We start from the raw sequence: 11,931 nt of genomic DNA, 5'->3' as shown, positions 1-11,931 counted from the left end.
CATCAGGAGAGCAATATGAAAAAAAGCGGTCTGATTGTTGTTGATTTGCAAAACGAATACCTGCCTACCGGCAAGCTGCCCTTATCTGGTATTGAAGCCGCTGCTGCCAATGCAGCCAAGGTCATTGCCCATGCGCGGAAAAATGGGGTTCCGGTGTTTCATATCCGGCACGAATTTGCCAATGGTGAAGCACCGGTGTTTGTGCCCGGTACAGATGGCGTCAATATCCAGCCAACCGTGGCGCCAGTTGGAGGCGAGCCTGTGATCGTGAAGAATCACATCAATGCCTTTCGTGATACTGATCTAAAACAAAACTTGGATGCGCAAGGGGTGGAAGAAGTCATTGTCGTCGGCGCGATGAGCCATATGTGTATTGATGCGGCGGTGCGAGCGGCGGTGGATATGGGCTATGTCGCCACCATATTGCACGATGCATGTGCCACGCTTGATCTCGAGTTTGATGGAGTGACCGTGCCTGCGGCACAAGCCCATGCCGCAGCGATGGCTGCACTTGCGTTTGGTTATGGTTCGGTGATTTCCACGTACAAATATCTTGCCTGATGGTTTGAGCACTCAATAGACACTTGTAACACCAGGCATCCCTGCAATAAAAAAGACTCAAGGTGTGCAAACACCATTGAGTCTTTTTATTAAAACAAAACAGCCTTAAATCAATTGGGTGAACAGCCAGTACAAACTGCCGGACAAGATCATCGCCATTGGCAATGTCAGTACCCAGGCCATCAGCAGGTTGCGGATAGTCGACATTTGCAAGCCTGATTTATTCGCCGCCATGGTACCCGCCACACCAGACGACAGTACGTGAGTCGTTGATACCGGTAAACCGTACATATCTGCCGCACCAATCATTGTCATGGCCACCAGTTCAGCAGAAGCGCCCTGACCGTAAGTCAGATGGGTCTTGCCGATCTTCTCACCTACAGTCACAACAATACGTTTCCAGCCGACCATGGTGCCTAAACCCAGCGCAATCGCGACCGCTACTTTTACCCATAAAGGAATGAATTTAGTCGCGCCATCGATTTCCTTTTTAAAGGCAGCCACGTTGGCTTTGGTATCGGCGTCAAAAGTCACGCCTTTATCTTTATCCAGTAAGCGGATCGCTTCAGAAACCAGGTACATATCATTACGCACGTTACCCACTTGCTCAGCCGGCACGGCAGCAAATGTGCCGTAGGCTTTTACCTGTGCACCTATGCTGCCGGTCATGGCTGCCAAAGCAGGAATCAATTGCGGAGTCACTGTTTTTGTACGCACATATGCAGTCAGGTCGTGGCGCGCAGCCTGGTCGTTTGCAGGTGGTGAAATATTGGTGTTTTGCGCTAACGATTCTTGCGTGACATGGGCTACCGCCACGAACCTGGTCATTTGATCGACCGGCATGGCACGGTTCAAGGCATAAGCCATAGGCACCGTACCCACCAGGATTAGCATGATTAAGCCCAAGCCTTTTTGGCCATCGTTGGAGCCATGCGCAAACGACACGCCGGTACAGGTCAAAATCAGCAAGCCACGAATCCACAGAGGTGGCGGTTTGTTGCCTTTAGGCTCCTGGTAAAGCTCTTTGCTTTTGACGAATGCTTTGAGTGCAAGTAATAACAGCGCAGCAAAGAAGAAACCAATAATAGGGGAGAGCAGTAACGAATAGCCAATTTTAGTCGCTTGTGCCCAATCTACGCCACTGGTGCCATCACGGCCATGCATCAATGCATTGGCAACGCCCACGCCAATGATAGAGCCAATCAGGGTGTGTGATGAAGAGGCAGGCAACCCTAGCAACCAGGTACCCAGGTTCCATATGATTGCGGCGATCAGCAAGGCAAAAACCATGGCAAATCCGGCGCCGGAGCCTACCTGTAATATCAACTCGACCGGCAGCAGTGAAATAATGCCGAAAGCTACCGCACCACTGGAAACCAATACCCCGAGAAAGTTGAACATGCCCGACCAGATCACTGCGAAGTTGGCAGGTAATGAGTGCGTATAAATCACCGTCGCCACTGCATTCGCAGTGTCATGGAAACCATTGACGAATTCGAACCCAAGCGCAATCACCAGTGCCACGCCTAATAATATAAACGGTAGCCAGGTGGTGGTTGGTGCACCGGTGTCATTCACGTCGCTCATCAGGCTTAAGCCGGTGTAGATCAAACCTATCAGCATCAGGCCTATGAAAATAACTGTGGTCAGTGTGCTGGGTTTTTTGTCCAGATTTGGCCTGGAAGGTGACACGCTCTGAAAGCGTGACGAAGAGCTAGCCGCTGAAGTATCCATAAATATTCGCCTGATTTTTATCGAGATATCAGCAGTATTGTTTTTGAAGATGACAGTTTGATGACAACGCCTGACTGTTTAGAAATGCCTGAAAATGAAATAGTCATCAAACTGTCATAAAAAAAATCTAGCATTTTTTGATTATTCAATTAAATAGACTTTGGGAAAACCACATGACCATCTCTGACGAAATCCCCAATGCTGATGAGCGATTCAACAATGAAATGATGGATAGTTTTGATGAAGAACTCGAGATGGAGCTCGATGACGAGCGCATGGACCAGATCCTGAATGAGTTTGCGGACGCCTCTGAAATCTATGGTCTGCACACAGAAAAATCGCAAACCTCGGTATCTCAGCGCCAGACTTATTTTAAAGAGCTATTCCGGCTGCAAGGCGAGCTGGTCAAGCTGCAAGACTGGGTAGTGCAAAACAAGCTGAAAGTCGTGGTGCTGTTTGAGGGCCGCGATGCCGCAGGCAAGGGTGGGGTGATTAAACGCTTAACCCAGCGCCTGAATCCACGTGTGTGCAGGGTAGCCGCATTGCCGGCACCGAGCGAGCGTGAACGCACACAATGGTATTTCCAGCGTTATATTTCACACTTGCCAGCCGGTGGCGAAATCGTGCTGTTTGACCGCAGCTGGTATAACCGCGCCGGGGTAGAAAAAGTGATGGGCTTTTGCAACGACGATGAATACGAAGAGTTTTTCCGTTCGGTGCCCGAGTTCGAAAAGATGCTGGTGCGTTCCGGCATCATCCTGATCAAGTACTGGTTTTCAATCACAGACGACGAACAGCACTTGCGCTTTATGACGCGTATTCACGACCCGTTAAAACAATGGAAGCTGAGCCCCATGGACCTGGAATCACGCCGCCTGTGGGAGCAATACACCAAAGCGAAAGAAGTGATGCTCGAGCGCACGCATATTCCTGAAGCGCCGTGGTGGGTGGTTGAAGCGGTGGATAAAAAGAAAGCGCGCCTCAACTGTATCAGCCATTTGCTCAGCCAGATTGAATATGGCAACGTGGAGCATAAGCCGGTGGTATTGCCGAAACGCGTGCATAACGCCGATTACATACGCGGGCCGGTACCTAAAGAGATGTTTGTTCCAGCCAAATATTGATCCTGACAGCAGGTTGTATATGCAAGGGGTAGTATTCAGCCATCCCTAAGGTTTAAGACTAGCCTCTGCTGACAATCGCCTGGTTCAGCGCTTGCAGCACATGCTCGATATCCTGCTTTTTCTCGCTGATTAATGCATGGTGCTCACCGGCTGATGTGTTTAGAATCACCGAGTACCTGGGTTTTTCGATAAACCATGCGACCAGGCCTATCACGATGGCAACAGCGCCTGCAATCAGCAACACGCCCGCGTCATATAACTCCAGCATTTCGCCGATCAACAGCAAAAAGCCTATAAATAGAAACAGGATAGCCAGTCCATGTTTCGGCTCAACGATACCCGGCTTCACCGAAGTCACGCTTTGCATGGCATACGTCTGACTACGGACGATAAACCTGCTATTGCTGACAGTGACGCCGTCAAAATTGAAAAATACTTTTTCTTCCATAATTGCAGCCTTACCAAACATCATTATCAATACTGACCTTTGTTGCCGTTTAAAATTCATTCAACATTCGTCGGCATATTATTGAAGAAACCATTGGCAAGAATTTAGGACGTTCCCGTTCCGGGAGAAGCATCATAAGAAGTGGGCTGACTCTTAATTAATTTTCAAAAAAACCTTCTACTGAAAGGTGTATTGTTCGGCTAGATATGCGTTATCTACGTCCTACGTTCTATTGCGTTGGTAGCGTAATGGCAGGGTTAGGATGGGTTATGGTTCTGTATTCAACTGTAATCATTCAATACACCCTGAGCATATTACAAAGCCGAGATGCAAAGTAATGTGAACTACCTAACTTAATCCATACGAGCTATTGTCTAGCGTATATGGTTATCTTAAAATCGTTATCGCAGTAAATATTAATGAATAATAATTCAAGGAGAAATACTATGCTCGGGAAAGCATTTTTATTAGCAGGATTGCTGGTTTCAACTGGCGCAAATGCAACAACTCCATTAAATCAAACAGGCACAGATCCAAGCGGTACAGCTATAGATAAAACCACGATTATTGATCTGCCAACACAAAGCACAGCATTTAATTTTATCGGCAGTCTGGATGCAGTAGGAAGTCTGATTACTAACCAATCTCCAGGAACAACTTTTGGCCTGTACCTTGATGATGTGTTATTAAAAGATATATCAAGTTTTCAAGCTTTAGCTGGCAATGTTTATCAATTCGAATTCCTGAATCTTGCTGCTGGTGACTATAGTTTTCGATTCAATATCAATGGTAATGAGGCTAACAGAGCCTACACGTTTACCTCAACCATCACTGCCATTACTCCGGTACCTGAACCAGAAAGCATCAGTTTGATGATGTTTGGTATTGGTATCGCCGGTTTCATGGCACGTCGCAGAAAAACTGCTTGATTCACCTGTCAAGTAAGAAAAAAAGCCTCACAGTCGTGAGGCTTTTTTTATAGGCGGATAAAGATGAGGCTTATAGTTTTATATAAATTTACAAGCATGGTTTGCACCCTTATTGTGTATGGATAGCTTCCATTCTGCGGACTAGGGTGGGGCAGATTTTTTCAAATAGCTGAAATATTCCAAGGGTAATTTGGCTGTGTTAGATAGCGGTTCTAACATCGCGCCATCGCCAACCTTAAGGAAAAAATCATGACCTCATCAGCATTAAAAATGAAAGTAGTTGCCGGCCTGTTGCTGGCTTTCGCCGGTAGCGCATCAGCGGCGGTTTACACCAACGTGCCAGCTGGCGCCAACACAGGCTTGCCATTTGCCTCTTTCGGCAATGCAGCCAACCCAAGTGGCGATTCACCTAAAGTCGGTCAAGTGTTCTCACTGACATCCGACAGCCTGCTGTCATCGTTCAGCTTCTACGCAGTTGGTAATACTTCAGCCTCTTTCCAGTTAAATGTCGCGCAGTGGAACCCAGGTACTAACGCACAGAATCAGGCTGAAAATACTGTTGGCAGCAACTTGTTAACCTCTACGTTCAACGCGGTGGATACATACAATGCTGCAGGCGGTTACACAGCCTTGTCATTTGAAAACCTGGGCCTGAACCTGAATGCTGGCACCAAGTATATTGCCTACCTCACCAGCAGTGACGCAAGTGTGACTGGCATTCAGCTGTCACGTACCCAAACTGCAGCAGATGCATCCGGTTTTGGTCTTGGCAATGCCTATAACAGCACGATTCCGGGCCAAGGCTGGCAGTTGCCTTTCAACGGCTTCCTGAGCCTGCAATACACTGCTGTGACATCTGTAGCTTCGGCAGTGCCTGAGCCAGAAAGCCTGAGCTTGATGATGGTGGGTCTCGGTATCGCTGGTTTCATCGCACGTCGCAAAAAAGTGCTTAATTAACAAATCCAGCAAAACAAAAGCCTCACAGATGTGAGGCTTTTTTTTTTCAATCAAGTAATTTAGCAATTACCTTTTTTAGCCTGGCCCGGCGGGCAATGATCCCGGTCACGCAAGACTACACAGCTTGAAAGCAACATACTAACTAAAGCTAATAAAATAATTTTTTTGATCATACTGGTTTTCCCAAGGTTATCTGATTAATTTTTGAAATAGTTCTCACGAACATTTCCGGGTACAGTCTTCGCTGTTTGAATCAGTATAACTTCTGCGCTGAAAAATTACTTAATGATCTGACTTACCTTTGCCATGACTGTGACCGGCAATTTTATCCATCCAGGCAAACAGCACGCCGGTGATGATAAAGGTCAGGTGTATGCCCACCAGCCACGCCATTTGCTCGGTAGTGAAGCTGGCAGTGCCTGAGCTCTGGTGCACAAACGCTTTCAATAGGTCGATGGCTGAAATCGCGACGATAGAACCAATCAGCTTGATCTTCAGGCCGGAGTAATCGACTTTACCCATCCACTCAGGTCTGTCTTCACTATTCGCCGTATCAATACGCGACACAAAGTTTTCATACCCACTGAAAATCACCATGATCAGCAGATTGCCGACCAGCGTGATATCCACCAGCGCCAGCAGTGACAGCACGGTTTCCTGTTCCGAGAAAGAGGCGAGGTGCGAAACAATGTGGAAGAACTCCTGACCAAATTTCACCAACAAAATAAACAAACCGCCAACCAGCCCCAAATACATTGGTGCCATCAACCAGCGGCTCTGGAAAATCCAGCCTTCTAATATTTTTTCTAAATAACGTCCCATTACTTACTCCAAAAAATCCTGTGCTTTTGCACATTAAACTTCTACAGCGTCACTTCAATGACAAATGATTAATCCATTCAGATGACGCTGTTTTTCTTAAATTGTTCCCAGATCAAAATTGCATCAACATCTCGCGGATTGCTGCTTCGTCGATACCTTTGCCAATAATCACAATCCGGCTGATCGGCTCATCTTCATCCCAGCCTTCCAGCAGCGTAGGCGGGTAGGGCGTAAAATGCACCGCGTGTATCGCTAATGGTGCTGGCGCGTCTTCTACGTGCAGAATACCTTTTAATCTCAGTAGATGCTCACCATGCACCTGGCATAGTTTGAGAATCACGCCTTTAAAATCTGACCATGCCATCGGCTTGGGTAAATAGACGGTAAATGTCGTCACATCATCATGCGCCGGTGCTTGTGGAATCGTGCCTTTTTTAGCTGTGCTAAAGCCGCTAGCAGGCGCTTTTAACCAGCGCTGCGGGTTAGCCTGCTTATTGGCAAAATCAAACAGCCCCACATCAATAATCTGCATCGGGTCGATTTCACCATGCAACACAAATTGCTGCGTCGCATTCGGGTTAATCGCGCCCAGCTTTGCCTGCAAAGCGCTAATCTGCTCAGGTGTAGCCGTGTCTTTCTTGGTAATCAGCAGCACATCCGCCACCGCCGCCTGTTTCAGCGCTTCTTTCTGCGTTTCAATCTGCTGCAAACCATAAGCCGCGTCAATCGTCACTACCACGGCGTCTAATCTGTAAACCGATTCAATCACCGGCTCATTCATCAGGTTGGCTAATATCGGGCCAGGGTCTGCCATGCCTGTGGTTTCAATCACCAGTCGGTTAAATGCCGGCACCGCCTGCAAACTGCGTTTAAAGAACAAATCGCGCATCGTATCGGCCAGCTCGTTTTTGAGCGAACAGCACAAACAGCCAGAACTCAACAACACCGTGTTATCGGCAATATGCTCGCTCTCTATGGTTTGCGAAATCTGGCTATTGGCAAAAATCTGGTCCAAACCTGCTTCGCCGAGCTCATTAATGATCACGGCAGTATCTTTCATCGAAGGGTTATGCAGCAGCTTATTGAGCAGAGTGGTTTTACCGCTACCCAAAAAACCAGTGAGAAGCGTGACGGGGATACGTTTATCCATATAAATTCTAATAAAACGAGTGTGGGGGTATTTTAACGCGGATGATTGTCTGGGTTGCTAAGTGTTTCGACTTATATTGTGTTCAATGCTGTGAATCACAAGGTACAAAGATACTAAAAGCCTTTAAGCACAGGCTTTTAGTATCAAATATTCAAAATTTTATTCTGAAGCCCAAAATTTTTGATAGCTTGGGCCATCTGATTTGGGCCGAGCCGTAGGAGGGAAAATCTGAATTGTAAGTGGTATAGGGAAATCGGCACCAATAATTGCTGCTTCACCTGGTTTAAGATTTGGCAGAAAGGCAGAGGCTGATCTATCAATTTCACCACATGCACGCTCCACCACCTCACGATCACGATCATTGGTCAGCCTGTGAACAATAAGTGTTCCAATTTGGCTTAGTACACCTTCAGTTATATCTCTAGGTCTTTGAGTAGTAAGGCAAATATTTAATCCGTACTTTCTACCTTCTTTTGCAATTATTTCAAATGAGTCGAGTCTTGTAGCATAGTCATCTAACCCCACTTTTCTTCCTAGGAAGTTATGCGCTTCATCGACAATTGCTACGATCGGACGTTCTTTAAATTCACCATTTCTGGCTAAACTCAAAAGGTGACGCCCAATAACGTTTGCAATAATTTCCCTTGCATTAAACTCATAAGCAACACCACTGAGGCAAATTCTAAGAAGTTTTGCTGGTCCCTCAATAAACTCTTTGATTTTATTTGCTAAAGAGGGGTTGTTTGATCTAAAAACACACTCAAATGCAGGTGATCCAATTACTGCTGTAATCCGTGAAACTAAAGAAAGACAGTAAGAAAAGTCCCCTGACTCATCACCCCAAATACTTGGGTCTGTAACCATTTGTCTAGTTTCTGGGTCTCGTCTTTTTCCATCGGGGTAAATGCATTCTTCTTCAATTTGTTTTGCTAGCTTAGAGACATTGAACTCTTGAGAAGGATCATCTAATTTTCGATATGTTTCCTCATCTCGAAGAGCTTCATAAACAGGTGCTTTTGGTTGGCCTTTGCGTTTCAAAACTCCGTTTGTAGCTAACTCTGGCTTCAATTTCACTAATCGCAGACTTCGGATTGCCGCTCGCATCTTGGGGCCTTGGACTTTTCCAGCTGGTTCGAATAAGGCGACAAAGTCGGATTCGGTAAATGCTGTTGGAGGTAGAGAGCATGAAGTTGAGTTTTCTGCCACATTAACTGGACTTCCCAAATGGCAGTGGATTACATCGGCATTTACAAGCCCACGATACTCACTTGTAGCATCAAGGAGTATTAGTTTCGATTTATGTTTTAGACACTCTTCAATGATACGTGCAGTGGTCCAACTTTTTCCTCCACCAGTTGCTCCAAGAACTGCACAATGTCTGCCAAAGAGTTTTTCTGGTCGAATTGAGACTGTGCTTTCTTGAGCTACATCAATCGCACCTAAATTCAGAAAGACCTTTTCGCTCGCATCGTTATTTGCCTCCATTAGATGAGGTAAGTAAGCGACATAATTGTGTGGTGCAGCATAAATACGATCACCTAGGCGAGGATAGGATTCAACACCAGCAGTAACTCGTAGGGTATCCATTGCAACAGATCCAAGAAGTTGGATAGTGCCCACAGCATCAAGGTTTACGATTTTCGAGTGAGAGACATCAACAGCACGACGCTCAGCTTCTGGAAGGTGAATTTCTACAACACGTCCAAGTAAAAGATTGATCTGTCCTTCAATGAGTACAAATTCTCCGACTTCGCCTTTTCCATATCTGCCTCCAAGAAAATGTGCTCCACTTGGTGAGCCAGCATCTTTTAAGTTGAATTGCACGGCTTGCGCAGAGACTGACGATAAAACTCCGATGAATAGTTCAGGCCTTAAAAGCCCTCTTGGAAATGCTTCCTCAATATTAAATATTTTACTCACTGTGTACCTGCCATTTGCTTAATATCTCGAGTAAGGCGTTGAGCAGGTGTTAAAGACTTAAGGTCTGGAATCATTTCCGCAAAGTCACCAAAAGTAGCATTGATTAACCAAACATCTTCACCTTGCTTTGCTAGATTGAATATGGTTTCCCAATACTTGTTTTTTTCTTTGGGGCGAGAAGTTAAGTCATCAGATGAAGGGTTCACAATAATCAAACGTAAATGTGGGTTTGTTCGAACTGCCGCTAAGATTGGTTCGGATAAGTGGTCATCATTGAAGCCAAATCCTGTAACAATTAGGCATGTGTTTGGTTCGCGTAATGCTGAGAAATACTGAGAAACTAATTCAAGATGAGGCTGAACATAGGATTGTTGGTATTTTCCTTTTGCCGGATAAATTAAACATGCTGAATCTGGTGTTGGTTGTGGCTCAACTTCAATTTCATTTTCAGATTTCCGCGACCAATTGACTGAGCCATGTAGTTTGTAAATATGAAAAACTCCTTCAAGCGGTGTTCCAATCTCATCTCCAGTTGTAGGTCTACGTACAATGTCATATAAAAAGAATCTAGGGTCAAAATGCCGGGGTTGTGTGAAAGAAAATCCATCAAGTACCACTAATCCTTGCCTACCTGCCGCAGTTTCAAAACAAAGGTCATAGTTCGTTGTAAAAAGTTTTAGTCGAGAGTCGCGCACACGGCGACGTGATAGACGATGAAGAAAGGTTCTATGAGCTGTCAACTGGTTCACGTCGGTTTTATCAATGAACTCAGAGCATTTTTCCAAAATAACTCTTTTTGAGTTTGTTATTAAAGTTGAAACATCCGCGCTTGCTTTTACTTGAAGATATGCTTCACAACGAGACAATAGCGCTTCAATATTCTCTTTCTCTAAATTGATATCGTATCCGATTTCGGATATTACAGTTGTAGCCAATGGGGCTGTTATACGAGGTGTCTCACCTGTGCCTGGATTTGTGTTTACACAAAAGTCCCATAACGTCCACATTGAGGGGCCTTTAGTTATTGGCCCAAGAGATGTCCCGCTACCTGCAAGTACAACTACATGTTGCATTTGTAGAGAAGATAACAAGAAATTTTTAAGCTCTTCTTTTACCTCTTTTGCTCTTGCCAAAATTTTTTGCTCATCTTCCGGCGAAATATCTGCAGGAATTTCTGGTTTTAATTCTTTCCAACTGGTTGATTCTGGACCAAAGAACATTGGTTTCCCAGAAGTTGATAAAGGTGCAGGAGGTGCAGGAGGTGCAGGAGGTGCAGGAGGTGTTATTTTATCGGTCATGATGAAGTCTCGTTAATTATTAATCTTATGCATCATTAATGTGGTTCTACACGGTTTAAAGTATAAAAAGAATATTAGTCTAAATATAACCTAAGGCTTCACAAAATTTCCTAAGAAATATGCTCATAGAGAATATATGAGCCAATTGCAATCAGCACCAAGCCGCCAACAATCTCCGAACGTTTCCCAAACATTAAGCCTAATACACGCCCAAGCATTACGCCGATGGTTACCATGGTAAAAGTAGCAAAGCCTATCGCTGCGGCAGTGATGAATATATTCACATCCATAAACGCCAGACTGACGCCAACGGCCATGGCATCTATGCTGGTGGCAAACGCGGTGATGGCGAGTATGTAGAAGGAGTGCTTAGTGGGTTTTTCTTCTTCGGGTTCTGCTGGTTGAAAGCCTTCGTAAATCATGTGCAGGCCAAGGGCGAGCAGGAGGGTGAAGGCAATCCAGTGATCCCAATCGGTAATGTAATGTGACGCAAAAGTTTTGATGGTGAAGGTGGCGATGGCCCAGCCGATCAATGGCGTGATAGCTTCGATGACACCAAAAATCAATCCGGTGCGTAGTGCTTCTGACAGTTTAGGATGTTTGAGCGCTGCGCCTTTGCTGATCGCTGCGGCAAACGCGTCGGTGGACATGGCAAGCGCGATCAGCGCGATGGAGGTGAAGTTCATGTTGGGTTCTCTAGTCGGGACGAAATTAACAGATAGCAGCACTCCCGACGTTTGTCGCACTGATATCCATTAGTCTCGCCAACCGAAAACGGCCGCCTGCACCACGACGTAAGTCGATTATGTTGACACAGGCACTTCAAATGATATGAAGCAGGCTACTCCCCAAAGGTGGCGGCATTATAACGGATGTGGCGGGTCCCAATAATGAATTTTGTGTGAAGTGCAGAAATAAAAAAGCCTCCGCAAGGGAGGCTGGGCACAAACATGATTATCAAGCTGTTGATCGCTTTTTCAGCCGGAAC

Annotated in this window: 11 protein-coding genes and 1 riboswitch; of the genes, 4 read left to right on the top strand and 7 right to left on the bottom strand. The window is 45.7% G+C overall.

Features of this window, described 5'->3' with window-relative positions; genetic code table 11:
* The first annotated feature begins 15 nt into the window (after positions 1-15).
* A complete protein-coding gene (locus LPA26_RS04840) occupies positions 16-561 on the top strand; it encodes a cysteine hydrolase family protein (protein WP_229007534.1) in 546 nt (181 codons plus the stop codon).
* A gap of 105 nt (positions 562-666) precedes the next feature.
* Here the strand turns inward: LPA26_RS04840 and LPA26_RS04835 are convergent, their stop codons facing one another.
* Positions 667-2,295: an inorganic phosphate transporter gene (locus LPA26_RS04835; RefSeq protein WP_229007533.1), complete on the bottom strand. Its 1,629-nt coding sequence runs from the start codon at positions 2,293-2,295 to the stop codon at positions 667-669.
* A gap of 173 nt (positions 2,296-2,468) precedes the next feature.
* Here LPA26_RS04835 and ppk2 point away from each other — a divergent pair, with 173 nt between their 5' ends.
* The gene (ppk2, locus tag LPA26_RS04830; RefSeq protein WP_055867138.1) at positions 2,469-3,419 is read left to right on the top strand and encodes a polyphosphate kinase 2; all 951 of its coding nucleotides are present in this window, start codon (positions 2,469-2,471) and stop codon (positions 3,417-3,419) included.
* A 58-nt stretch (positions 3,420-3,477) separates the two neighbouring features.
* On the opposite strand, the gene LPA26_RS04825 is transcribed toward ppk2, so the two are convergent.
* Entirely contained in the window at positions 3,478-3,867 is a 390-nt protein-coding gene (locus LPA26_RS04825; RefSeq protein WP_055825584.1) for a DUF6232 family protein, read from the bottom strand.
* 446 nt (positions 3,868-4,313) lie between these two features.
* Between LPA26_RS04825 and LPA26_RS04820 the strand changes: the two genes are divergently transcribed.
* Together LPA26_RS04820 and LPA26_RS04815 are read left to right on the top strand one after the other, a co-directional pair.
* Positions 4,314-4,796, top strand: a complete 483-nt coding sequence (locus LPA26_RS04820) for an FxDxF family PEP-CTERM protein (RefSeq protein WP_229007532.1) — start codon at positions 4,314-4,316, stop codon at positions 4,794-4,796.
* 249 nt (positions 4,797-5,045) lie between these two features.
* On the top strand, positions 5,046-5,753 hold the full coding sequence (locus LPA26_RS04815) for a PEP-CTERM sorting domain-containing protein (protein WP_229007531.1): 708 nt from the start codon (positions 5,046-5,048) through the stop codon (positions 5,751-5,753).
* A gap of 282 nt (positions 5,754-6,035) precedes the next feature.
* Here the strand turns inward: LPA26_RS04815 and LPA26_RS04810 are convergent, their stop codons facing one another.
* The 5 genes from LPA26_RS04810 to mntP form a co-directional block, all read right to left on the bottom strand.
* Positions 6,036-6,575, bottom strand: a complete 540-nt coding sequence (locus LPA26_RS04810; protein ID WP_055825577.1) for a TIGR00645 family protein — start codon at positions 6,573-6,575, stop codon at positions 6,036-6,038.
* Between the two features lie 112 nt (positions 6,576-6,687).
* Positions 6,688-7,725 carry a GTP-binding protein gene (locus LPA26_RS04805; protein ID WP_229007530.1) on the bottom strand — a complete coding sequence of 346 codons (1,038 nt, stop codon included), beginning with the start codon at positions 7,723-7,725 and terminating at the stop codon, positions 6,688-6,690.
* 159 nt (positions 7,726-7,884) lie between these two features.
* Positions 7,885-9,645: an ATP-binding protein gene (locus LPA26_RS04800; protein ID WP_229007529.1), complete on the bottom strand. Its 1,761-nt coding sequence runs from the start codon at positions 9,643-9,645 to the stop codon at positions 7,885-7,887.
* Entirely contained in the window at positions 9,642-10,943 is a 1,302-nt protein-coding gene (locus LPA26_RS04795) for an SIR2 family protein (protein ID WP_229007528.1), read from the bottom strand. The genes LPA26_RS04800 and LPA26_RS04795 overlap by 4 nt, the downstream gene beginning before the upstream one ends.
* A gap of 110 nt (positions 10,944-11,053) precedes the next feature.
* On the bottom strand, positions 11,054-11,629 hold the full coding sequence (mntP, locus tag LPA26_RS04790) for a manganese efflux pump MntP (protein ID WP_229007527.1): 576 nt from the start codon (positions 11,627-11,629) through the stop codon (positions 11,054-11,056).
* Between the two features lie 64 nt (positions 11,630-11,693).
* Positions 11,694-11,801, bottom strand: a riboswitch (yybP-ykoY riboswitch).
* Positions 11,802-11,931 lie beyond the last annotated feature (130 nt).

This window comes from Methylophilus sp. Leaf408 (genome assembly GCF_916856905.1).
Classification (GTDB): domain Bacteria; phylum Pseudomonadota; class Gammaproteobacteria; order Burkholderiales; family Methylophilaceae; genus Methylophilus.
Note: the sequence above shows the minus strand (reverse complement) of the source record. Positions and strands in the feature narration are given on the sequence as shown.

Coding starts and splice junctions, on each gene's coding strand:
- LPA26_RS04840 (WP_229007534.1), top strand. CDS start 16: ATGAAAAAAAGCGGTCTGATTGTTGTTGATTTGCAAAACGAATACCTG.
- LPA26_RS04835 (WP_229007533.1), bottom strand. CDS start 2,295: ATGGATACTTCAGCGGCTAGCTCTTCGTCACGCTTTCAGAGCGTGTCA.
- ppk2 (WP_055867138.1), top strand. CDS start 2,469: ATGACCATCTCTGACGAAATCCCCAATGCTGATGAGCGATTCAACAAT.
- LPA26_RS04825 (WP_055825584.1), bottom strand. CDS start 3,867: ATGGAAGAAAAAGTATTTTTCAATTTTGACGGCGTCACTGTCAGCAAT.
- LPA26_RS04820 (WP_229007532.1), top strand. CDS start 4,314: ATGCTCGGGAAAGCATTTTTATTAGCAGGATTGCTGGTTTCAACTGGC.
- LPA26_RS04815 (WP_229007531.1), top strand. CDS start 5,046: ATGACCTCATCAGCATTAAAAATGAAAGTAGTTGCCGGCCTGTTGCTG.
- LPA26_RS04810 (WP_055825577.1), bottom strand. CDS start 6,575: ATGGGACGTTATTTAGAAAAAATATTAGAAGGCTGGATTTTCCAGAGC.
- LPA26_RS04805 (WP_229007530.1), bottom strand. CDS start 7,725: ATGGATAAACGTATCCCCGTCACGCTTCTCACTGGTTTTTTGGGTAGC.
- LPA26_RS04795 (WP_229007528.1), bottom strand. CDS start 10,943: ATGACCGATAAAATAACACCTCCTGCACCTCCTGCACCTCCTGCACCT.
- mntP (WP_229007527.1), bottom strand. CDS start 11,629: ATGAACTTCACCTCCATCGCGCTGATCGCGCTTGCCATGTCCACCGAC.